Source organism: Sphingobacterium sp. BS-2 (assembly GCF_046161205.1).
Lineage (GTDB): Bacteria > Bacteroidota > Bacteroidia > Sphingobacteriales > Sphingobacteriaceae > Sphingobacterium > Sphingobacterium mizutaii.
In genome coordinates, this window is record NZ_JBIXGO010000019.1 from 453,045 (window position 1) to 476,746 (window position 23,702).

At 40.1% G+C, this 23,702-nt stretch carries 20 protein-coding genes and 3 tRNA genes; 13 read left to right on the forward strand and 10 right to left on the reverse strand.

The window, feature by feature from the left end:
- Positions 1–298: 298 nt before the first annotated feature.
- Both ACK2WI_RS13855 and dapF read right to left on the reverse strand, forming a co-directional pair.
- Positions 299–3,178 (reverse strand): DEAD/DEAH box helicase, encoded by a 2,880-nt coding sequence (locus tag ACK2WI_RS13855; protein ID WP_313368570.1) that lies wholly within the window; start codon positions 3,176–3,178, stop codon positions 299–301.
- Positions 3,179–3,254: 76 nt separating this feature from the next.
- A complete protein-coding gene (dapF, locus tag ACK2WI_RS13860; RefSeq protein WP_312697980.1) occupies positions 3,255–4,043 on the reverse strand; it encodes a diaminopimelate epimerase in 789 nt (262 codons plus the stop codon).
- Between the two features lie 190 nt (positions 4,044–4,233).
- Between dapF and ACK2WI_RS13865 the strand changes: the two genes are divergently transcribed.
- The 6 genes from ACK2WI_RS13865 (at position 4,234) to ACK2WI_RS13890 (ending at position 9,610) form a co-directional block, all read left to right on the forward strand.
- Positions 4,234–5,772 (forward strand): Do family serine endopeptidase, encoded by a 1,539-nt coding sequence (locus ACK2WI_RS13865; protein ID WP_409151393.1) that lies wholly within the window; start codon positions 4,234–4,236, stop codon positions 5,770–5,772.
- A 580-nt stretch (positions 5,773–6,352) separates the two neighbouring features.
- Positions 6,353–6,793, forward strand: a complete 441-nt coding sequence (locus tag ACK2WI_RS13870) for a low molecular weight protein-tyrosine-phosphatase (protein WP_409151394.1) — start codon at positions 6,353–6,355, stop codon at positions 6,791–6,793.
- Between the two features lie 4 nt (positions 6,794–6,797).
- A complete protein-coding gene (locus tag ACK2WI_RS13875) occupies positions 6,798–7,145 on the forward strand; it encodes a hypothetical protein (RefSeq protein WP_093101611.1) in 348 nt (115 codons plus the stop codon).
- 3 nt (positions 7,146–7,148) lie between these two features.
- The gene (locus ACK2WI_RS13880) at positions 7,149–7,910 is read left to right on the forward strand and encodes a peptidylprolyl isomerase (RefSeq protein ID WP_093101613.1); all 762 of its coding nucleotides are present in this window, start codon (positions 7,149–7,151) and stop codon (positions 7,908–7,910) included.
- A gap of 1 nt (position 7,911) precedes the next feature.
- The gene (locus tag ACK2WI_RS13885; protein WP_093101614.1) at positions 7,912–8,676 is read left to right on the forward strand and encodes an exodeoxyribonuclease III; all 765 of its coding nucleotides are present in this window, start codon (positions 7,912–7,914) and stop codon (positions 8,674–8,676) included.
- Positions 8,677–9,352: 676 nt separating this feature from the next.
- Positions 9,353–9,610, forward strand: a complete 258-nt coding sequence (locus ACK2WI_RS13890; protein ID WP_409151395.1) for a hypothetical protein — start codon at positions 9,353–9,355, stop codon at positions 9,608–9,610.
- A 1-nt stretch (position 9,611) separates the two neighbouring features.
- On the opposite strand, the gene ACK2WI_RS13895 is transcribed toward ACK2WI_RS13890, so the two are convergent.
- The gene (locus ACK2WI_RS13895) at positions 9,612–10,118 is read right to left on the reverse strand and encodes a hypothetical protein (RefSeq protein WP_409151396.1); all 507 of its coding nucleotides are present in this window, start codon (positions 10,116–10,118) and stop codon (positions 9,612–9,614) included.
- 308 nt (positions 10,119–10,426) lie between these two features.
- Between ACK2WI_RS13895 and proB the strand changes: the two genes are divergently transcribed.
- The 5 genes from proB to ACK2WI_RS13920 all read left to right on the forward strand — a co-directional run bounded on the left by proB (position 10,427) and on the right by ACK2WI_RS13920 (position 18,115).
- Complete coding sequence (gene proB / locus ACK2WI_RS13900; protein ID WP_409151397.1) at positions 10,427–11,458, forward strand: glutamate 5-kinase; 1,032 nt, start codon at positions 10,427–10,429, stop codon at positions 11,456–11,458.
- Between the two features lie 11 nt (positions 11,459–11,469).
- Entirely contained in the window at positions 11,470–12,720 is a 1,251-nt protein-coding gene (locus tag ACK2WI_RS13905) for a glutamate-5-semialdehyde dehydrogenase (RefSeq protein WP_409151398.1), read from the forward strand.
- Positions 12,721–12,722: 2 nt separating this feature from the next.
- Positions 12,723–13,106, forward strand: coding sequence for a hypothetical protein (locus tag ACK2WI_RS13910; RefSeq protein ID WP_409151399.1), 384 nt, complete (start codon positions 12,723–12,725; stop codon positions 13,104–13,106).
- Positions 13,107–13,453: 347 nt separating this feature from the next.
- Positions 13,454–16,627 carry a SusC/RagA family TonB-linked outer membrane protein gene (locus ACK2WI_RS13915; RefSeq protein ID WP_409151400.1) on the forward strand — a complete coding sequence of 1,058 codons (3,174 nt, stop codon included), beginning with the start codon at positions 13,454–13,456 and terminating at the stop codon, positions 16,625–16,627.
- Positions 16,628–16,630: 3 nt separating this feature from the next.
- On the forward strand, positions 16,631–18,115 hold the full coding sequence (locus ACK2WI_RS13920) for a RagB/SusD family nutrient uptake outer membrane protein (RefSeq protein ID WP_409151401.1): 1,485 nt from the start codon (positions 16,631–16,633) through the stop codon (positions 18,113–18,115).
- A gap of 96 nt (positions 18,116–18,211) precedes the next feature.
- Here the strand turns inward: ACK2WI_RS13920 and ACK2WI_RS13925 are convergent, their stop codons facing one another.
- Positions 18,212–19,348: an acyl-CoA dehydrogenase gene (locus tag ACK2WI_RS13925; RefSeq protein WP_409151402.1), complete on the reverse strand. Its 1,137-nt coding sequence runs from the start codon at positions 19,346–19,348 to the stop codon at positions 18,212–18,214.
- 260 nt (positions 19,349–19,608) lie between these two features.
- Between ACK2WI_RS13925 and ACK2WI_RS13930 the strand changes: the two genes are divergently transcribed.
- Entirely contained in the window at positions 19,609–20,244 is a 636-nt protein-coding gene (locus ACK2WI_RS13930) for a peroxiredoxin (RefSeq protein ID WP_093101648.1), read from the forward strand.
- 398 nt (positions 20,245–20,642) lie between these two features.
- Here the strand turns inward: ACK2WI_RS13930 and ACK2WI_RS13935 are convergent, their stop codons facing one another.
- The 3 genes from ACK2WI_RS13935 to ACK2WI_RS13945 form a co-directional block, all read right to left on the reverse strand.
- The gene (locus tag ACK2WI_RS13935) at positions 20,643–21,716 is read right to left on the reverse strand and encodes a S1C family serine protease (protein WP_093101645.1); all 1,074 of its coding nucleotides are present in this window, start codon (positions 21,714–21,716) and stop codon (positions 20,643–20,645) included.
- Positions 21,717–21,727: 11 nt separating this feature from the next.
- Entirely contained in the window at positions 21,728–22,312 is a 585-nt protein-coding gene (locus ACK2WI_RS13940; protein ID WP_409151403.1) for an RNA polymerase sigma factor, read from the reverse strand.
- Positions 22,313–22,517: 205 nt separating this feature from the next.
- Complete coding sequence (locus ACK2WI_RS13945) at positions 22,518–22,877, reverse strand: DUF4870 domain-containing protein (RefSeq protein WP_093101642.1); 360 nt, start codon at positions 22,875–22,877, stop codon at positions 22,518–22,520.
- Between the two features lie 186 nt (positions 22,878–23,063).
- Here ACK2WI_RS13945 and ACK2WI_RS13950 point away from each other — a divergent pair, with 186 nt between their 5' ends.
- Positions 23,064–23,291 (forward strand): (4Fe-4S)-binding protein, encoded by a 228-nt coding sequence (locus tag ACK2WI_RS13950; protein WP_093101640.1) that lies wholly within the window; start codon positions 23,064–23,066, stop codon positions 23,289–23,291.
- A gap of 61 nt (positions 23,292–23,352) precedes the next feature.
- Here the strand turns inward: ACK2WI_RS13950 and ACK2WI_RS13955 are convergent.
- The 3 genes from ACK2WI_RS13955 to ACK2WI_RS13965 all read right to left on the reverse strand — a co-directional run bounded on the left by ACK2WI_RS13955 (position 23,353) and on the right by ACK2WI_RS13965 (position 23,689).
- A tRNA-Asp gene (locus ACK2WI_RS13955) sits at positions 23,353–23,429 on the reverse strand.
- Positions 23,430–23,483: 54 nt separating this feature from the next.
- A tRNA-Asp gene (locus ACK2WI_RS13960) sits at positions 23,484–23,557 on the reverse strand.
- A gap of 58 nt (positions 23,558–23,615) precedes the next feature.
- Positions 23,616–23,689: transfer RNA gene (locus ACK2WI_RS13965), tRNA-Asp, on the reverse strand.
- Positions 23,690–23,702: the final 13 nt, after the last annotated feature.

The window sequence follows — 23,702 nt, forward strand, 5'->3', positions numbered from 1 at the left end:
TTTTAATCGTAATCTACAATTGGAAGTGAAATTTTTGTTCTTGTAGTTTGGGTTAGGTTTTCTTCAAAGAGAGCTAATAATAGATTATAGAAAGAGGGTAAAAATTGCCACTGTCATTTAGTAAGAAGTTAAATTTAGTTTGGCTAGAAGATAAAATTGGGTTAATTGAGGTGTGGGATAAAAGGCAATTACTGTTTCTCAATATAGAAGCATCGATATCCATCAATTCTAGGATAAATACCTGATTTATAAGAAAAATACCTGTGAGCTGCGAATTGTAATATTTAGCAAAATTGGATTAGCTAAATAGTTCATTGATGTCCTCTTTGCTCAGTGATTTCACAAAGCTTTCTTCCGTGCTGATCAACGAACTTGCCAAGGACTTTTTCATACCTTGGAGAGCGAGGATTTTCTCTTCAATACTATCCTTCGCGATGAATTTATAGATGAATACATTTTTAGTCTGTCCGATTCGATGGCTACGGTCTATGGCCTGTTGCTCTACTGCTGGATTCCACCAAGGATCTAAAATGAAAACATATTCCGCTTCCGTTAGGTTCAACCCAACGCCACCAGCTTTAATGGAAATCAGGAAAACTTGGGTTTCTTCATTTTCCTTGAATTCTTTTACGGCATTGTTCCTATCTGTGGTAGATCCATCCAAATAAGCATATCGGATTTTATTCTTGTCGAAGTATTCCCTGAAAATCTGTAAATGCCTTACAAATTGGGAGAAAATCAGGACCTTGTTTCCTTCTTTCAGGATAGAATCCATGGTCTCTATAGCTGCATCAAATTTTCCGGAACCATCCTTGTATTGGCTGTCGATCATCAGAGGATGGTTTGCCAATTGTCTGAGCTTGGTAAGACCCTGCAATAGGGCGATCTGAGTAGCTTTCCCTGTGAAAGCGCCGTCCAATAGGGCATTCCTGTATTCCGACTTTACCTTCTCGTAATATTCAGATTGCTCTTCGGTCATGCTGCAGTAGAAAATCTGCTCTGATTTTGGTGGCAATTCCGTTGCAACCTGAGACTTGGTCCTTCGCAAGACAAAGGGTTTAATGATAGCCTGCAAACGTCTAGCTTTCTCCTCATCCTTCTTTTTTTCAATAGCTAGGACAAATTCCTTTTGGAAATAAGTGTAACTGCCCAAAAGTCCAGGATTGACAAAAGACATCTGTGACCAGATATCGGCTACTGAATTCTCGATAGGGGTACCGCTCAAGGCTAATTTGTTCTTCCCCTTGATATGTTTGATCGCGGAGAAGGATTTTGACCTTGGGTTTTTGATGTTCTGGCTTTCATCCAGAATAATATAATTGAAGAAAAAACCAGATAATAATTCCTCATCAATACGTGCCACGCCGTAGGTCGTGATCACTAAATCAAAATGGCTGAAAGCAAAATTGTTCTTGCTGCGGTAAGTTCCAGTATGTAACAAGACCCGCAATTTAGGAGTGAACTTTTCTGCTTCCTTTTGCCAGTTAAAGATCAGGGAAGTCGGCACGATCAAAAGGGAGGTCTTAGGCTGATCAGCGGCTAGATTCTCTTTTTGATGCTGTAATAATGCTAAGGTCTGCACGGTTTTACCCAAGCCCATATCATCTGCCAGAAGACCTCCAAAGCGGTATTCCTGCAAGAAATGGAACCAATTGTAACCAGCTTTCTGATAAGGGCGTAAAGATCCCTTAAATTCCACTGGGGCCTCGATGTCTGCAATTTCATCAAACTCGCCAAGCTTGTTCAGCTTCCGTTGCATACTGACTTGTGTATGTTCGGTGACATCGTGTAACAAGCCGATATGTGTTCGATTTAATCGAATACCTTCCTTTTGGGAAGAAAATTGGAAAAGATGCTCGTATTGTGAAAACCATTCTTGAGGAATGATCGCAATTTCACCATTTGGTAATTCAAATTCCTGGATCCGGTTTAATATATGCTGACGGAGATTGATAAAAGGAATTTCATACTCGCCAAATCTTACGATCGCTGAAATATCAAACCAGTCATTCTTCTCCGTGACCTCAATGCTGATAGTAGTCTTGCCGATCAGGAATTTTTTATCATTATGGTTTTGGACGATGTGGAAACCGGCTTCAGTCAATTCCGAAAGATGCTCATTGACCCATTCAATGCTGGAAATCCGATAGCCATTGATCCCGGTAACAGGCAGGTATGATCCAAATAGGGCATCCGCTCGTTCCAAGCCATAATCTTCCAAGGTCTTGGCTTTCTTTTCCTCCCATTGCAGAGACCTTTTTATTCTGTAGAATTGATGGGAATCCTTTTCCTTGTCATAGACATAGCGAACCGTTACGGGATGCTGTGCACCGGCAGGAAAACTATATTCCCCATATTCAAAATACAATTGCAATTGAGCCTCTTGGTCTGGACTATAGACAATCCTTAGTTGAGGAATCGCCTGTTCCCTATAATTGATGATCTCGAGACCTTCGGCATAAACATGGTGCTTCTCGATCAATGAGGTCACAAAGGTTTCGAAGTATTTTTTCTCCGTATTCCTTGGGATTGAAATAAACCTCTTGTTCAAAAAAGGAGTCAATTTCTTGCCCTCCAGTTCCTCATCAAAATGATAGAGAACATTCTCCAAAAGCAACCAGGCCTGTTGATTGACGATCACATCCGCATTCTTGTACATGAATTCCATGCGGAGCCCATCATATTTGAGGGTTGGGAAATAGCGTGTTTCCGTTTCATTCCTTCTGAAATGGAACAAGATGCTGGTTGGTTTATCCGCTATTTTGAGTTCCTGTTCTGCCGGATATCCATCCTTGCTCATCAAGAACAGTGGCTTGTCGCCAATGTTGTTCAAGATGTGCAGCAAGCGGCTTTCAATCTTTGGACGGATATGCTCATAAATCTTTTGATCAAAGATCTTGGAGAAGTAATCGGCGGGTCGGATGGCTTTCTTATGGAATCTTTTGATCAATTGCGTTTGTTCAATCTCATCACAAAGACGGATCAGTTCGTAATCGATTTCATCCAATGCATCCGAAAATTCGTCTACGGTATTGCTGAATACCCTTTTATAGGAGAGAGAATAAGATCCATTCTGGTTGAGCTGTACAATATGGGGTTCAATCAGGTAGCCCAAGTAGGGGTGCTTCCCTAATGAGTAAACCAAACGATATGAAGTTATTGTGTCGACCTGCTGCATCCTATAGACTCTGTAGAAAAAGCTACTAATATACGTGTATTAGGTCTTTTTCTCCAAAATTAAGGAGGTTAAATTATTATGAAATATCGATTTTTCCTTGAAATACTTGGATTGCAGGTCCCGAAAGATACACTTTGCTAAATTGATGGCCCACTTTGTGGAAAGAAATGCTAAGCTGCCCACCCAATACCCGGATTGGAATTTGAAAATCACCGTCTTTGCCCGATTTCAAAGCAACACTCATGGCTGAAGCGACAGCGCCAGTGCCACAGGCATAGGTTTCATCCTCTACACCACGTTCAAAGGTCCTTACGAAATATCCGTTTTCTTCCGCTTCGATAAAGTTGACATTGATTCCTTTTTCGCCATAGGTGCTGTTGTTCCGAATGGCATAGCCGTCTTGGAAGACATTCTTGTGTGCCAAATCTTCAACAAACTCGACATAATGTGGAGAACCTGTGTTTAGGACAAATGCTTCCCCATCCATGCTGTATTCATTCACGTCAATCATGCCAAGATTTACAATATTTTGCTGAATTTGAGCATCATGCCTTCCGTCTACTGCCAAAAAGACAGTATCGCGTGAGATGATTCCCAAGTCTCTGGCAAAGGCTACCAAACAGCGCCCCCCATTCCCACACATGGTGCCTTCCTTTCCATCTGCATTGAAGTAAAGCATTTGGAAATCATAATTATTTGTATCTTGAAGCAGCATTAATCCGTCCCCACCAATTCCAAATCTCCTGTCACAAATCTGCTGAATCAATTGTTGGTTATTGGCATCAAACGAGCCCTTTCTGTTGTCAATCAAGATAAAATCATTACCTGCACCTTGGTATTTATAGAATTGGATTTCTTTTGACATTTTGTTGAGTTTCTGCCGTAAATTTAATATTCTTGTTACAATAAACCGAACTTTTGTTAAATCTTGTTAAATGCCTGACATAGTAGGCTCTCCTTAACATTATTTAACTGACAAAAGTCTTTAAGGCCTTTTGAATGGTATTACATTTGAATTAGGAAACATAAATAAAAAAGTTAGATTAATTATAGATATGAAAAAGATAGGTGCAACTTTATTAGCAGCCATCATAGGAGGAGCCATAGCCGTGGGTGGGTTTAAGCTCTTTGAAAACAAACAGATGGACAACATGACGTTTGAAGAGCGTCAAAAAGTATATTATGCAAACAACCCTGGTGAAGAGATTCTTTCTTCTACTGGAAATCCGGATTTTACCCAAGCTGCAGCCGCAGTATCTCCGGGTGTAGTACACATTCAAGTAACAATGGCAAGCCGCGGTAACCGTGGTGGTGGCGGATCGCCTTTCGATATGTTTGAGGAATTTTTTGGAGTACCCCAACAACGCGGTCAGGCTCGTCCTGCAACAGCGTCGGGTTCTGGTGTACTGATCTCTCCTGATGGCTATATCGTAACCAACAACCACGTAGTGGAAGAGGCAGACAAGATCGAAGTGGTCTTGACCGATAAACGTAAATACGAAGCTAAGGTGATCGGAAGAGACCCGAACTTTGACTTGGCCTTGATTAAAGTAAATGCAACTGGCTTACCTATGGTGAAGTTAGGCAACTCAGATAACGTTCAGATTGGCGAGTGGGTATTAGCAGTAGGTTATCCACTAGGATTACAATCTACCGTTACAGCCGGTATCATCAGTGCTAAAGGCCGTCGTATCGGTATCTTAGATGAACCGACTCAAGGTCGTGGTTATGGAGGTATGGGGCAGCAAGAGCAAATGATCAGCAATGCTGTTGAATCATTCTTGCAAACTGACGCCGTGATCAACAGAGGTAATAGTGGTGGTGCCTTGGTAAACGCTAGAGGTGAATTGATCGGTATCAATTCCGCTATTGCATCTCCAACCGGTACTTATGCTGGATATGGATTCGCTATCCCAATTAACCTTGCTAAAAAGATTGTCGATGACTTCAAAGAATTCGGTAGTGTTAAACGTGGTTATGTGGGTGTAACATTTACTGAAATCAACGATCAGTTACGTGCCGAGAAAGGTATTGAAGATGTAAACGGTCTTTATGTACGTGATGTATTAAAAGGTGGAGCTGCAGAAGCTGCCGGAATTAAATCTGGTGATATCTTGACCAAGGTTGAAGGCCGCGTAATCTATGGAACTCCAGACCTACAAGAATATGTTGCTCGCTTACGTCCAGGTGATAAAGTGAAGATCACTTTCAAACGTGACGGTAAAGAGAAAGACGTTTCATTGACCTTGAAAGGTGAAGAAAGCAAACCTAAAACAGAAGATTCAGAATCTAGTGCGTCAGCAACAGAGATATTCAATAAATTAGGTGCTAGTTTTGTGCCTGCAAGCAATGCGCGCAAACAAGAATTAGGCATCAAATCCGGTGTAGTTGTTTCACAAGTACACAGAGGTGGTGTTTTCGAATACTTCGGCGTTGAAAGAGGATTGGTCATTACTGAAGTAAATGGTAAACCAGTAAATAATGTTGATGATGTAGAGTCTGCTCTAGGTAGCACCCGTCGAGACATCGTCCGTATTACCGGTGTGCCTGAAAAAGGAAGTACCGTACAATTCAATGTTCCATTGAAATACTAGTAAAAATATTAAAAAGCAAAAGGGGCCCAAGAGATTGTGGCCCCTTTTGCTTTTTAGACTGATAGACATAAGACAATAGACACAAGACCGTAGGAGCTAGCCTAGCGAGGGATTTTATTTGAGATACCTTGGAATAATGCAGGCCTAAACAACTATTTTTTTGAATACATTGGCTTACAGGTCCTAAATCGGAGATTTAGAATGACTCGTTCAGTATCCCTCTCTACCGCATTTCTAATTATGAACGGAAAGTGAAGAATCTGTACGCTTCTTTTTCACGGGAATGCTGTCATCCTTTTGCGAAGCAAATAGGAACCGTTCGCTTAAGAAATCCTCAGCTAGAAAAGGAGACTTTTAATAACCCAAGAATTGACCCTACATCCGAACAGTTCCTTAACCTTCGGTTAAGGATGACATCCAAAAAATAATAAAAGGCTCCAGATTCTTCGCTTTCGCTCAGAATCACCATATGAGGAAGCTATTTCTTATCTCCCCCTATACTGGCCGCTATAAATTTCTTTTGTCTCATATCTCATATCTCACATCTCAATACTAACTAGATAATGTTATATTTGAAACCATGAAAATACTAATGGTGTGTTTAGGGAATATTTGCAGGTCTCCGTTGGCTCATGGCATTATGGAGCACATGGTTGCAGAGAATGGATTGTCATGGGAAATAGATTCTGCAGGTACGGGTGATTGGCATGTTGGTCAAGCGCCGGATCGTCGTTCTATCCAAGTGGCGAAAGAAAGAGGTATTGATATTTCAAATCAAAGAGCCCAACATTTTAATCCTTCCCTTTTTTCTAAATACGACCATATATTGGTGATGGACAAACAAAACTATTCAGACGTTGTGGCAATGGCCGTTTCTGAAGAAGATAAGGATAAAGTTTCCCTGTTTCTGATCGATGATATTGTTCCTGATCCATACTACGATTCAAACATGTTCGTTCCAGTCTTTGAACTGATTGAATCCAGATGTAAAGAACTCATTAAAGACTGGTCAGAAAATTAAATCCATGCAAGCAGCAGAAATAAATAAGAAGTGGGCGGAACTGCAAGGTGCAATCGCCAAAAACTTCGATATGGACATTCCTGACATCAAGGTCATGCTATTCTTGATCGGTGTTCAGGAGTTGGGAAAAGGACCTCAGGAGTTTTCAAAAAGAGAAAAAGAAGAATTGATGCACATCGCAACCTGTAGGCTTTTCAGTAGTTTAGGATTCTATGAACTTGAAGGGCAAGATGAACAAGGCTGGCCACATTGGAAGCTTATTAAGCCGATTCCTAATTACACCCTAATGGAGCAGGAAATGATTATCAAGTCCTTGATAATTGATTATTTTGAAGATGTAAATTTCATTTAATATATGAGAAGAATTGTATTGTTGTTTGCCTTTGTGATGGGCTTGAGCTTTGTGTATGCACAGACTCCTAAAAACTACTATGTTGAAGTAAAAACCGGTAAAGGCAACGGAATTATCAAACTCTATAACGAAACCCGAAAACACCGGGATAATTTTGTCAAATTGGTCAATGAAGGCTATTTCGACTCCTTATTGTTTCACCGTGTGATCCATAATTTCATGATCCAAGGTGGTGACCCTGACTCCCGCTATGCAGGTAGCAGGCAGCAACTGGGTAATGGTGGTCCTGATTATAAGGTTCCTGCCGAAATTCAAGCAGATATCATCCATAAGAAAGGGGCTTTAGGTGCTGCTCGGGATAATAATCCTGCCAAAGAATCCTCGGCATCTCAATTTTACCTGGTTCAAGGCCGCGTGTTTACTGAAGTCGCTCTAGATTCCTTGGAAAAATTCAGGTTGAAAGGCAAAAAATTGACTCCACTTCAAAGAGAAACCTATACCACAATTGGTGGAACCCCGCATCTGGATGGTGAATACACCGTATTTGGCGAATTAATCGAAGGAATCGGTGTTGTGGATAGCATTGCTGCCGTGAAAACCGATGACAACGACCGCCCATATAACGATGAGCGTTTTGCGATGAAATTATTGGATAGAAGGCAGGCATTGGATCTTGAGCGCAAGCTTCAAGGACTTCCGCCTAAGAAAGGCTTCTTTACCAAGCTTTTTGATTCCATGAAATCCAAAACTTACAAACTCCCTTAAGATGAAGATCATTACCTATAATGTGAACGGAATCCGTGCTGCTTTGAAAAAAGGCTGGTTGGATTGGTTCAAGGCCGAAAGCCCTGATGTAATTTGTATCCAAGAAATTAAAGCAAGCCCAGATCAGGTTCCTGAACTGGTATTATTAGAGGAGATGGGCTATGAACACTATTGGTACCCTGCCCAGAAAAAAGGCTATAGCGGTACTGCAATATTCACTAGGATTACCCCAAATCATATTGAATATGGTTGTGGCCATGAAGATTATGATTTTGAAGGTAGAGTTATCCGTGCGGACTTTGATAAAGCCTCGGTGATGAGCGTATATTTCCCTTCGGGAACAACTGGAGATGTAAGGCAGGATTTCAAGTACAAATTCTTGGATGATTTTCAATTGTACAGCAATGACCTATTGAAAGAGAAGCCAAAATTGGTAGTCTGTGGCGATTTTAATATCTGTCACCGTGCCATTGATATCCATAATCCTAAATCCAATGCGAATAGTTCCGGTTTCTTGCCGGCTGAACGTGAATGGATGGAGAACTTTATCAACTCGGGTTATACCGATTCATTTAGGCATCTCAATCCAGAACCGCATAATTACACCTGGTGGTCTTATCGTGCAGGAGCAAGAGGAAGAAACTTAGGTTGGCGTATTGATTACAATATGGTCTCCAATGATCTGAAAGACAGTATCAAGTCTTCTCGAATCCTTTCTCAGGCAGTTCACTCCGATCACTGTCCGGTTGAATTGGTCCTAGACTAATAAGAGAAGAATACAAGATTTATATTGGAAGTGGTTAGAGCAATACTCTGACCACTTCTTTTTTTGTCAGAAGTTTGGGTGATCCTTAATTCGGTTTTGACCTTATTCGAGAGACATTCGGAATTTTTGCAATATGTTCTCAACCAATGCCCTTTTATCATTGGAGCTTTTTAGTAGAAAAGCCAAAGTTGTTCCGAATAATTCTCGAATGATTCTCGAATATGCCTCGAATGAAACCCCTGTTTTTTGGGATGATTTTTTGCCCTACCGATGACAAGTTTGTTAATTCTGTGTTTCTAGGCTGAGGTTCATCCGAAGCATCTCGGAGAAATGCGAACCTTCAAACTCAACGACGGCCTTTATTGAATTGACAAACAGTTCTACAATCTTCGATTGAAGATGAACAAACCTCTAGAAGGAGATCCGTACAGATTCTTCACTAATCGTTCAGAATTGGAAATGAATTCAGTAGGGATTTTCAGAAAAATATTTCACCCCCGCTAGGGGTTCTCCGTTAAACAGTCCAATTTTTCTACAAATATTCCACCCCCACTGGGGGTTGCCTATCCAGGCAAACAACCATCCTTCCGAAGGAAGTCCTTTAGCCCCCGGCTCATTTCCTTGGCGGAAAAATGGAAAGAATGCCGATGCCCTGTGCGATGGGATTGGCCTTGGAATGCTTTCAATAGATCATCCCATCAAAAGGGATGATCTATTGAAAGATATTCCCGACAACAAGGCATTCTATCCATGTGCGCTGGATTGTGCGAAAAGCCACCTTAAATGGGCCGAAGCGTTTTGGTTACTTTTGCGCTTCAAAAGTAACAATAGAATTGGTATCCTTGAGATCGTTCGTCGGTTTGGTTACTTTTGGGCTTCAAAAGTAACGAAGAATCTAAATTTTTACTTCTCAGTTTGGGCTATTGTCAATTAGGTTACTTGATCACTTCGATCTCGAATTGGACATTTCCATGGTTCTTTGGAACAGTGACTGCAAACAAATAAGTGCCCATAGCTGTATAGTTGCCGTTCTTGATTTTTGCAGAATAGACGATGCCCTGGTTAGCACAGTCTCTATTGACCTGCTGACTAATTAATGTGGCGGGAATGCCTTGTACAAGTTTCTTGCCTATCAATAAACTCTGAGTCTTGAAGTCTATTTCAGACAACTTTTTTGAAACTTCTTTGCAAGGTCCATTGGCGTCTGAATCGACAAAGGCAATTGCTTTTTCAAGTTCTGTCTTTGACTCAATGTGCAGAAACCTATCTTCTAGTTTTTCATCGACTATACGGAATTTGCAAGTGGGATCAATGCTGATAGCTGTAAAGGCAACCTCTTCTTCAAGGCAGTCCGCAGGAATGGATTCTCCACATCGAACTTGGATCAATGCCATGAATCCAATGACCAGGAATAAGAATTTTGGGTATTTAGTTTTTTCCATAATGATTTTAGATTAATAGTTTCCGGCGAGGGAGCTTGATGAGACTAAATCTTGTAAGATTTAACAGAAAGGTGTTGGCAAGTATTTGAGTAATAAAGCTAATTATTAAAAATTGTATTTTTTAAAATTCAATCCTAAAAATCAATCAAAAATAGAGAACCTTTCCATCACCCTTTTTCCGTCTTTTCCCTTCGCTATATGAGATAATTCGGTTGAAAATCGCTTAATAATTCATATTTTTATATAAATTATTTACAATTGTTGATTTTTCAATAATAAATCACTTAATCTTTTGATTGTATCATAAAATGAAGAAGCCTATACTGGTCATCAAGTTTGGGTCGGCGGCCATAACGACCGATGGAGAAATTGATGAAAGAATTGTTTTGGAAATCGCTCGTCAATGTGCTCAATTACAGCCGAAATATAATATTGTAATCGTTTCATCTGGTGCAGTTGCTGCCGGAAAGAAATTTATTCCCAAATACACGGGTACCCTTGCTCAGAAAAAAGCTGCAGCAGCCATTGGAAACCCTTTGTTAGTGCGGACCTACGGGACCTATTTTAAGCCTTTTAAGATTGCATTGGCACAAAGTCTATGTGAGCGGCATCATTTTGCGAATAGGAGTCAATTCTTGCAATTGAAGAGTACATACGAAACGCTCTGGAAGAATAATGTAATTCCTATCGCCAACGAAAATGATGTGGTCAGCAATAAAGAGCTTAAGTTCTCTGATAATGATGAATTGGCGACCCTGATTGCGGTGGGATTTGGTGCTGAACAGATCTTGTTCAGTACTTCAGTGCCGGGGGTCTTGGACGAACATGGAAAGGTAATACCGGAGTTGAAGATCATTGACAAAGCGGCATTGGCATTAGCAAAAGAGGAGAAATCTGCTGTAGGATTAGGTGGAATGATCTCTAAATTAAATTTTGCAAGGTTGGCAAATCAAATGGGTATCAAAGCAGTTATTTTCTCCATGAAAACGGAAGATGGAATCTTGAAAGCGGTGGTTGGAGAAACCGGTACGGTATGCCAAGCTCAAGTGAAGAAGCTTTCTTCCCGGAATAAATGGTTGGCAAGTGGTAGCCTGATTACAGGCTTGGTGCAGGTGGACAAGGGGGCTTTGGCGGCTTTGAATAAAAGGAAAAGCTTATTGGCGGTGGGTGTAAACAAGATCATCCAAGATTTTGAGGTCGGCGAGGTTTTTCAGATTGCTGATGAAGACCATGTGATACATGCGGTTGCCAAATCGAAGATAGATTCGGTTTCCCTGCGGAGTAAGTCAGAAAAGAAGAATATTGAAATTGCGCATGCCGATGATATTGTGCTATTATAATGAACATTAAAATGAAGAAAACGATCTTAACCGAACTTGAAAATAGCAGGAAAGCCAAGAGAGCCATTGCGCAATTGTCGATTGAAAAGAAAGCTGAAATACTGAATGCCATTGCGAATGAAATATTGGAGAATTCTGACCAGATCATAGGAGAGAACAAAAAGGATCTGGAAAGAATGGATTCTTCTGATTCCAAATATGATCGGTTGAAGTTGACCGAGGCTAGGATCCAGGACCTTGCTGCCAGCGTGCAAGCCGTTGCTAAATTGGATGACCCTACGGGAAAGCTATTGAGCAGCAAAACGCTTGATAATGGTCTTTTGGTGGAAAAGAGGTCGGTAGCATTGGGCGTAGTAGGGGTCATCTATGAATCCAGGCCTAATGTGACCATCGATGTTGCGGTCCTTTGTATTCAATCGGGTAATGTTTGTCTGCTGAGGGGCGGATCTGATGCCTGGTACAGCAACTCTTATTTGGTAAGTTTGATCCAAAATGTGTTGAATTCTTTTGGACAGGATCCGAATATCGTTCAATTGTTACCCACCGATCGGGAACTTGTCGCCGAGCTATTGACGGCGGTCAAATATGTAGATATCATTATCCCAAGAGGCTCTCAAGGTTTGATCGACTTTGTTAGAGAAAATGCCAAGGTGCCGGTAATCGAAACTGGAGCTGGAGTTTGCCATACCTATGTGGATCAGACTGCAGATCTGGAATTGGCAGCTAGAATTGTGGCCAATGCCAAGATTTCAAGGCCATCGGTATGTAATGCTTTGGATTGTGTACTGTTGGATGAGGGGATTGTGGATGGGTTTGTAAAGAATTTAGTTCCCTTGTTTGCGGAGTCTCAGGTAAAGGTGCTGGCCGATGAAAAAAGCTATGCCAGCTTGAAGGAAAATGGCTATACGGAATTGGGAAGGGCGGAAGCAGATGATTTTGGCAGGGAGTTTTTGGACCTGATCTGTTCGATGAAAGTGGTTTCAGGTCTGGACGAAGCCTTAGATCATATTTCAAATTATTCTTCTAAACATTCTGAGTGTATTGTTTCTTCTGATTCAGAAAATATTCTGAACTTTATGAATGCGGTAGATGCCGCAGCCGTATATTCCAATGCATCCACACGATTTACAGATGGTGGTGAATTTGGTTTAGGTGCTGAGATCGGCATTTCTACGCAGAAATTACATGCCCGTGGGCCATTTGCTTTGGAGAAATTAGTGACCGAGAAGTGGTTCGTGACGGGTGAAGGACAAATTAGATAGGTATGGGAATTAGATTTGAAAAAGATACGATCCTGAATTGGATCAATGAGATGGGAAAGTACATGCGTTTGGTAGTAGATCGCTACAGCGCATTTGATGAAACGCAAGAGCCGATGGACTTGGACGAAGGCTATACGGATTTCTTTAAGAAAGATAGGGCATTCTTTTTGGATACCCACCAAGTGGGCTTAGAAGAATTCGTTGGGAGTTTGGAACCAGAACAGGTTAGGCCATTGGCGCAGTTGCTGATGTACGATGGGTTTATGAGCTCTGATCAGGAATTATTGCATAAAGCTAAGTTTCTCTTTGAATGGAATATGAAAAAGACGGGATCTTTCTCTTTTGAAGATTTTGACTATTTGTCAAAGATTGAAAGTAGATTATAAAAAAAACCTCATTAATATGAGGTTTTTTTGTTTTAATAATATTTTTAATTCCCAACAATTAAAAATATCATATAACCATCTCTTGTTTTGGTTCAAAAGCAAGAGAATTTGTCATCCTTTATCTCATTTGTTACAGATTGGTTTTATTTATTAAAAAAATAAGCAATTTATTCTTTGTTATTTGATTGATTACATGTGAAATGAAGTTAATGGGTTAAAATAGTGACTAAAATTGTTGTTTCATGTTAAGTTTTTGTTATATACTTACCGCAATTATGAAATCAAAAGGGATGAAATAACCGTCATCCTTAGTGGAAACAATTATTTAACAAATTCAAACAATTATTATGAAACAAAAATTACTCAGCTTTTTTGTGCTGTTTTCGCTTTCCATTGGATTGCTGCACGCACAAAATCGTCAGGTGAGTGGTAGAGTTACAGATGCTACGACAGGTGCGCCGCTGTCTGGAGTGTCAGTAAAACTTGTTGGATTATCAACTGCTACTCAAACAGATGATCAAGGGAATTATTCAATAACTGTGAATGAGAATGGAAGATTAACCTTTTCATTTATTGGTTACGAGAGTCAAACCCAATCCGTATCGGGGAAATCTATTTTAAATATTTCATTAACCTCCATTGCAGATGCTTTAGATGAAGTAGTTGTTGTCGCGTATGGTACAGTTAGTAAAAAATCGCACGTAGGATCCTCGGCACAAGTATCTTCAAAGGAAATTGAAAACAGGCCTTTGACCAACGTTTCCAGCGCTTTAGTAGGTTCTGCTCCTGGTGTTCAGGGTACGCTTTCAGGTGGTGCTCCGGGTTCTGCTGCAAACATCCGTATCAGAGGGTTTGGTTCCATTAATGCTTCAAACAATCCTCTGTATGTGGTGGATGGGATCCCTTATGATGGAGCAGTATCCAATGTAAACCCAGATGACGTAGAGTCTATCTCGGTTTTGAAGGATGCCGCAACTACAGCCTTGTACGGTTCTAGAGGAGCCAATGGGGTGATCATGATCACTACCAAAAAAGGTAAGTACAATTCAGGGAACTTTACTGCAAATGCTTCGGCTGGTATTATTCGCCGTGGTTTGCCGGAGTATGATCGTATAGATGCCATGCAGTATTATCCTGTGATGTGGCAGGCTTTAAAAAACAGCTTGGTAACAAATGGTCTTCCTGATGATATTGCAAGACAAATTGCTTCAGGGAAATTGACAAGTTATAACGGGAATAATTATACGGGAATTTTCTCGCAATTAGGTTACAACCCATTCAATGTTGATAATGATGCCATCGTGGATGTCAATGGGATGCTTAATCCAAGTGCTAAACTAAAATGGGCGGATGATTTGGATTGGGAAAATGAAATCTTATCTGGTGGTAGAAAACGTCAAGCCTATGGCATTACCTATGATGGTGGTTCTGAAAAATCAACTTATTTTGCAAACCTAGGCTATACCAACGATGAAGGTTACTTGTTAAAATCAAGTTTAAAAAGAATTAATGCTCGTGCAAACATCACTACACAAGCGACCAAATGGTTGAGAACTGGTTTAAACCTGAATGGTAACTACAATGTGAACCTGTTTGACAATGCCGGTGATGGTGGTACATCTTTTATTAACCCATTCTTTTATTCCAGGAACGTAGGTCCAATCTATCCGGTACATTTACATGATCCGGTTACTGGAGAATTGATTCTTGATGAATTTGGTGAAAGGAAATTTGACTTTGGGGATAAAAGACCATTCTCGCCTGGACGACATGCGCTGTATGAAAATACATTGGATGAACAAAGGAACGTTAGATCTACCTTGGGTGGAAGGACCTTCTTGGAGATCCAGATCCTTCCTCAGTTAAAGGCATCCACCAATATTGGTTTAGATGTTCAGGATTCACATGAAAGATATTACGATAACCCAATTTTAGGAGATGGCTCACCAGCGGGACGTGCATATCATTATTTGTATAGAACGACCAGTTATACCTGGAACCAAATCTTGGAATATAACCAATCCTTCAATGATCACAATGTTGGATTAATGGTAGGTCATGAAAATTATTCTTACAAATACAACTACCTTTCAGGAAGCCGCTCGGAAATGATCGTTGATGGTATTACAGAACTTCCAAACTTTGCAACTGTATTAGGAACTTCATCTTATGAAGATAATAGAGCAATTGAAAGTTACTTCTCTAGATTATCATACGATTATAAAGGCAAATATATTTTCACAGGTACCTTAAGAAGAGATGGTAACTCTAGGTTCCATAAAGATTTCAGATGGGCAAACTTCTGGTCGATTGGTGGAGCTTATAATATTGGAGAGGAAGATTTTATCAATAAGGATAAAATCAACATGTTGAAAATTAGGTCATCTTATGGATCGGTAGGTAATGATGCTGGAATTAGCAACTATGCTTACCAAGCCTTGTATACTTTAGGTGTGAATAACGCATCAAATCCTGGATTTACTCAAAGCTCATTGCCAAACGATAGTATTACTTGGGAAACCGCCAAGAACTTTGACGTTGGTGTTGATTTTGAATTATTCAATAGACGAGTTTCAGGATCGGTAGAATATTTCGACCGAAGAACTACGGGATTGATTTTCCCTGTACCAATGGCCTTGATGAATGGTGGTGTTGTTAACTCTTCACCTTATTACCATACCATTGATATGAATATCGGTAACCTTTACAACCGCGGTGTTGAGATGTCCTTGACTGGTCATGTGGTTAGAAAAGAAGGCTTGAGTTATTCAACAACGTTGAACCTAACGCATCTGAAAAACCAAATTACTTCCATGCCTCCAGGAACTCCTTTGATCACCAGTGGCACCAAGGCATATTCTGTTGGTCATTCGATCTATGATTACTATTTACGTGATTTCTATGGTGTAGATTCAGAAAATGGGGATGCGCTTTATAGAACAAATGAAATGACTACTAACGCGAAGATTATAGGAGCAGATACGGTGACCAATGTGCTTAGTGAAGCGAACTTAAGATTTATTGGTAAGACAGCCATTCCAGATCTATATGGATCAATGTCTCACAATTTATCCTATAAAGGATTTGACCTGAATGTATTGTTTACTTTCCAATTGGGCGGATATGTATATGACTCACAGTATGCATCGTTGATGTCATCAGGAAATTATGGTAACGCAAAACATGTTGATGTTTTGAATGCATGGCAAAAACCAGGAGATCAAACGAATATTCCAAGAATGGATGGAGGGAATACTTCTAATCTTTCAGGAGGAAGTTCAAGATATTTGACTAAAGCATCATACCTAAACCTGAACAGCATCACATTAGGGTATAATTTACCTAAAAACATGTTGAATACAGTAGCGGTAAAAGAGGCATATATTTTCCTTTCGGGAGAAAACCTTGCATTTTTCAATAAGAGAAAAGGGATGAACAATTTGGGAGCCTTTAATGGAGTAGTAGATAATACTTACAATTTCAACAGATTGTTTACAGTTGGTGCACGAATTAAATTTTAAGACATGAAAAAGACATTTATTATATTTTTAGGGTTGCTTTCCATGTTTCAATTTACTGGTTGTAAGTCAGATTATCTTGAAACCCAACCCACTAACCAAGTAGCCACTGGTTCCGCATTCAAAACCGTCGATAACTCTTGGGCGGCATTGAACGGGATCCACAGGATATTATACCAACAGATTTTTGGTTCCCAGCCACAAGGTGGACAAAGTGGAAACATGATGTTGATGGATTTAATGGGAGAAGATGTTGTTTTTTCAACCGGAGTAAGTTCGCATATGCGTGCATCTTACCAATGGGTTGACCATAGGGATGCAACATCGACAAATGTTATGTACAATTATTTGTTCTACTATGTGATTATTGGTAATGCCAATATGATTATTGAGAACGTTGATGCAGCAGAAGGTTCTGAAGTCGATAAAGCCTATATCAAAGGACAAGCCTTGGCGTACCGAGGATGGAGTTATTTTCAGATGGTTCAGTTGTTTGGTGAAAGGTTTGTAAAGGGGCAAGCTAATTCAGGATTAGCGGTTTCCCTGGTTACGAAACCAAGTACGGCAGCTGTAGCAAGAAATACGGTTCAAGAAGTGTACACGCAAATTAATGCAGATTTGCAACAGGCGGCGACTTTGTTGAATGGTTACAATAGGGGTACTGACAAATCACAGATCAATGTGGATGTGGTGAAAGGTTTTCAAGCCCGTGTTGCTTTAGCACAACAGAACTATGCTGATGCTGCAAAATTTGCAAAAGAAGCAAGAAAGAACGCGCCATTGATGAACGAAGCTGAATATCTTTCAGGATTCAATAACTATGCAGTAGGTGAGTGGATGTGGTCTTCAAAAATTGTAGCCGACCAAACCAACTACTTCTATTCTTTCTTTGCATACATGTCTATTAACTACAGTTCAAGTGTTATTAGAGGTACTCCTAAATTGATTTTCTCTAAACTTTACGATCAGATTTCAGATACGGACGTAAGGAAGAAATTATGGGATCCGACGGGTACCAATGTGGAGGAGTTCAAACTTCCGTTGAGTACATTCAATCGTTTTAAATACCATAGCCGGAAATTCAGGGTAGCGAATGAAGCGATGAGTATTGGGGATGTTCCATACATGCGCGGTGCCGAAATGTTCTTAATCGAAGCTGAAGCTTTAGCTAGGGATGGAAAATCTGCAGAAGCAGCAACAGCTTTGTTTGATTTTGCTTCAAAGAGGGATCCTCAATACGTGAAATCTACTAAAACAGGACAAGCTCTAATTGATGAAATCATGTTGCAGAGAAGGTCTGAATTATGGGGAGAGGGCTTCAGGTTTTATGATTTGAAGAGAACGAACACTGCTTTAGATAGGACTGGTGGAAATCATAATGCTACTGTGGCGTTGAAAATGAATCAAGCTGCGGGTACAAAAGAATGGCAGCTTTTGATTCCACAATCTGAAATCCTGAACTCAGGAGGGGTTGTTACTCAGAATCCGTAAGAGGTTTCAAACTATATATTATAAAAGAAGCCAGGCAATTTGCCTGGCTTTCTTTTCTTAGTTACACTTTGATTTATTAATAATTATACCAGTTTCTTATCTCAATACTTCTCTTGCGATCACCAAACGCTGTATTTCGGAAGTTCCTTCATAGATCTGCGTAATTTTTGCATCGCGCATCAGGCGCTCTACATGGTACTCTTTGACGTATCCATAGCCACCATGGACCTGTACAGCTTCCACGGTATGCTTCATCGCCACTTCTGAGGTGTTCAACTTCGCCATGGCAGCAATCTTTCCGTAAGGTAAGCCTTGGTCCTTGGTCCAGGCAGCTTTATAGGTCAGTAATCTAGCTGCTTCGATATCAACTTCCATATCGGCCAATTTGAATTGTATAGCTTGATGGTCTGAAATAGGTTTGCCAAAGGTTTTTCTTTCCTTGGAATAGGCCAATGCAAGATCATAAGCTCCAGCCGCAATGCCTAAAGCTTGGGCAGCAATACCGATCCTACCACCATCCAAGGTTTTCATGGCAAACTTGAATCCAAATCCATCCTCACCGATGCGGTTCTCTTTCGGTACTTTGGCATCGGAGAACATTAAGGAATGGGTGTCAGAACTGCGGATCCCTAATTTGTTTTCTTTCGGTCCAATGGTAAAACCAGGGGTTCCTTTTTCAACGATCAGTGCATTGATGCCGCGATGTCCCAATTCTGGGTGGGTTTGTGCAATGACAATATAGATATCCGCATTACCACCATTGGTAATCCAGTTTTTTGTTCCGTTCAATAGATAATGATCACCTTTATCCTCCGCCATGGTATGTTGGGAAGAAGCATCAGAGCCTGCTTCAGGTTCAGAGAGGGCAAATGCGCCTAATTTTTTTCCGGAAGCCAAAGGTTTGAGGTATTTCTGTTTTTGTTCTTCGGTCCCGAACTCGTTCAGTCCAAACAGGACCAATGAGTTGTGGGCCGACATAATAACCGCTGCTGAGGCATCAATCTTAGCGATCTCTTCCAGGGCTAATACATAAGCCAGGGTATCCATTCCGGCGCCGCCATATTGTTCTGGCGTCATGATGCCCATAAAACCCAGCTCGCCCATTTTTTTGACAAACTCAGTTGGGAATTTTGCCTGCTCATCCCGTTCAATAACTCCAGGTTTAAGCTCCTGAGCAAATTCTCTGGCAGCTTCGCGGATCATTTTATGTTCTTCTGATAGTTCGAAATTCATCTCTTTGCTTATAAGGTTATCTCAAATATAATTATATTTTATTATGCAAGCATAATAAAATATAAAATAATCCGGGGGAGAATCAAATATATTTTTTTGTGATAAACCTTTGTTGTGCCTTGAGTGTTATCTAGTTGCGATCCATAAAAGTAAAATGATTGTAAGAAAAGGCTGAAATGAAAAGCCTGTATTGCGATTTACAATAAAATCTACTATATTGATAGAGTAAACAATTTCGTTCATTATAAACATTATTAGATATGAGTTTAAGATTAGGTGATGACGCACCAAACTTTCAAGCAAAAACCACCGAGGGTGATATAAATTTCTATGACTATATTGACGGCAAATGGGCTGTTCTATATTCTCACCCTTCAGACTATACCCCTGTATGTACTACAGAACTAGGTCGTACAGCAAAATTGAAATCCGAATTTGACAAGCGTAATGTTAAGGTTTTGGCCTTGAGCGTGGATTCTGTTGAGGACCATAATGGTTGGGTTAAGGATATCAATGAAACCCAGAATACCGAAGTGAATTTCCCAATTATTGCCGATGAGGACAGGCATGTAGCTCAATTGTACGACATGATCCATCCGAATGCCTCTGCAACAGCAACAGTACGTTCGGTATTTGTTATTGGGCCAGACAAGAAAGTTAAACTGACTCTGACTTATCCAGCTTCAACCGGTAGAAATTTTGATGAAATTTTGCGTGTGATTGATTCTTTGCAGCTTACTGCGGATTATCAAGTGGCAACACCAGCTGATTGGAAAGATGGCGAGGATGTAATCGTTGTGCCTGCTATTAAGACTGAGGATATTCCAGCGAAGTTCCCGAAAGGTTATAAAGAGATCAAACCATATTTGAGAACAACTCCACAACCAAACAAGTAATCCCATCCAGATTATTTGGATAGGTAAAAGAATAGGGCCAACTAATACTAGTTGGCTTTTTCTTTAAATGGATTTTTCTTTTTTCTAGGTACGATATACGAAGTGATCAGAGCGATTAAGGTCACTAGGGCTAGTTGCTTTAGGATGGCCTCATAATCGAGTTCAAAAGCGCTGTGTGATGAAAAGAATTGAAAAACCTGTATAAAGATTGCCAATGCTAGAAAGATGAAAAAATAGGTCCAAAAGGTCCGCATATTCACTTTGTTTTTTTATTAAATATAATGAATAAGATATTTAAAATCAAAGGGATATAGTTTTGTGAGGATGTTGGGGTGTAAAAACAGACAAGGTGCTACATGAATGTAACACCTTGTTTAATACAAAAGTCCAATTTATTTTTAATAGACCTTGACCATGTAGATAAAGTCTTGCAACTTTTTGATCTGCTCGGTACGAGGTAAATTTGATAGGCTATTTTTATTGTTCAGAACGATATTTCCTTTTAAGGATTCTTCTGGAATGCGGTTCAATGTTTCGATGAGCGCTTTGGTTTTGATCGCGAAAGCTGCGCCATCTAGACCTTTTTGTTTACCGGAAATAATACCGATGATATTTCCGTTTTTATCAAGTACAGGACCTCCACTGTTACCAGGGTTTACTGGAATAGAAATTTGGTAGGCTGTGGTATCCCCACTGTAACCTGTTGAGGAACTCAAGTAACCTTCGCCATATACAGCTTCATCTCTTGGATAACCGATGGTGTAGATGCCTTCACCAAGATCGGTGTTCTGTCTTCTGAATGTATAAGGGATATTTGCAGATTGTGCAATAAAGCTGGAATCTGAAATATGAAGGATCGCCAGGTCTTTCTCCGAATCAATATGGATAATTGTCGCTTTAAAAGAATCGCCCTTATTGTTTTGTAGATGGATGGAATCTGCTCCACTCACTACGTGGAAGTTGGTCACGACGTAGCCATCCTTGGTCAGCATAAAGCCTGTTGCACCAAATTGAAGAGCATCTTGAGGGGCATTGGTTTCCTTGTTGATATTCCTAATGGCATTGTGGTGCGCATTGACATTGCGTTTAACGCTATTTATCTCTCTTTTAAGGGCACTATAATCAGAATTGGCCCTACGCAGTGTAGAAAAATATCCAGTGGAATATAGCGTCGCTAAAGAAGAAAGAACGGCTACAGCGGCTGCTGCCACGGCATTGATCTTAAGTTTCTTCCACAGTCGGACCACAATGGCCTCAGAAGGCTGTGCCTGAACGGTTTTTTCTAATTGATTTTTAAACTCAGCACGAGCTTCATGGCGCTTCATGGTTTGCACGAATTCAGCATGCGATAGGAATAGCGCATTCAAATCTTGGTCTTGATCGCACAACTGTTCAAAGGAAGCCTTTTCTTGAGGATCCATTTGCCCATTGATGTAGCGGTCTGCCAATTCTAAAAATTCTTGCTGTCTCATTTCAACTTTTACTAATCAGATTTTTGATCAAAGAAAAGCTTCTTCAATCGTTGTAAACATTTATATTTCTGAGTTTTAGCGTTGTCCGTATTGGTGTAGCCGAACTTTTCGCAGATTTCATTCATCGATTTATTCCTGATGTAGAAATCCTTTAAGATCGTTTGGCAAGGTTCTCCTAGTTGACTCATTGCGCTGTCCATTTTTGAGAAGTCATTTTCTTTCTCGATATGGCTTTGTATGTCGCTTTCAACATCGGCTATCTCCAATCCCTCGGTGTCAGAAGTACCCATGCTGTTGCTCCTTTTGTTCAATTGCTTCAACCACAATCGCCTACATACTGCATACAGGAACGTACTTAACTTACTGCTGAGCTCGAAATTCTCATGAGTAACTTTATCGTACAATACCATGACCGCTTCTTGAAATATATCCTTGGCTTCATCCTCAGTACCTTTGTTGCCAGTAATAAGATGGGATACGGAAGGATAGCAGAGTTGATAGATGTCGGAAATTACTGTATTGTCCCCTTTTCGCAAACCTTCCAGTAGTTCCTTGTCCTCACGGGTCTTTGGTAATATTTGTCTTATTTTACTCACTTATTAATACCCTAATTTTCAAATAGTAACCCAAGAATTGTTAAAATTTTTGTTATTTGTGATTTCGTTTCCAAACGTAAGAGAATTTTTATGGAATATCAATCCTATTTATAATCTATTGACAATTTTTAAAAATTTGAACGAATGAAAATATAAAAGACACCTTCCAATTGGGGGTGTCTTTCATTTATTTGGTTCATAGGGTTTAAATCCCCGCAAATAGATTGTTGTAATATTCACCCAACAAAGGTACCGGTTTCTTGTTGCCATTGGCTGCATTGATGATCCCGATGATCCAAAGGATAATCATTAAAAAAAACGCAGCAACTGAAATAATCCATCCTATAAATGGAATATAGCTCAATATACCGGAAACGAATAGTGTCAAAAATATACCCAACGATTGACGGATATGGTATGTTGCAAAGTCATTCCGTTTTTCATTGTTCAATACAAAGGCAATTATAAGACCAATGATTGTTAAATAAGCAATTATGGCAATGTTTTTACCATCATTGATGGTATTGTTTCCGCCACTTTCAATCGGAGTTTGTGGATTTTCCATAAGATTAAGGTTATAATTTAGATTAAAAATAAACAAATATTTCAATAAGTTTCAATCCAATCGATCAACGCAATGTTTTATCCTGTTTGCATCAGGGAGGAATTCTTGGACAAGGTCTTGGAGGAAGTTTTTCATAAACAAAAGGAATTACTGCTTGTTAATAGTTAAAATAGGAGAAAGGAGACCATGGAAGAAAAGATTATTCGCTATAAACATCCTAATGGAGAGATAACGGTGTTGTGGCGGCCTAAGAAATGCATTCATTCGGCGGTATGTATAAACACATTGCCCCGGGTGTATGATCCGGGGGATCGTCCCTGGGTTAAGCCTGAACATGCAAGTACCCAAGAGTTGATCAAGCAGATCGATCGCTGTCCTTCAGGAGCTTTGCAGTATGAATTACATGGAGGTTAAATGCAGGGATAGGCAGGAAATAAAAAAGGTATCATGGAGACATGATACCTTTTGATTTTTTTGGCGGTCTGGACGGGACTCGAACCCGCGACCCCATGCGTGACAGGCATGTATTCTAACCAGCTGAACTACCAGACCAAAAAAATAAACTTAAAAAGAACAAATAGAAGACGAGCTTCATTTTAATTTTAGCGGTCTGGACGGGACTCGAACCCGCGACCCCATGCGTGACAGGCATGTATTCTAACCAGCTGAACTACCAGACCTAAAATCTTTAAAATTAAAAAAAAGAACTTGTTGAAGCTTCGCTTCTCTTTTTGCTAGCGGTCTGGACGGGACTCGAACCCGCGACCCCATGCGTGACAGGCATGTATTCTAACCAGCTGAACTACCAGACCTTTTTCCTTCTTT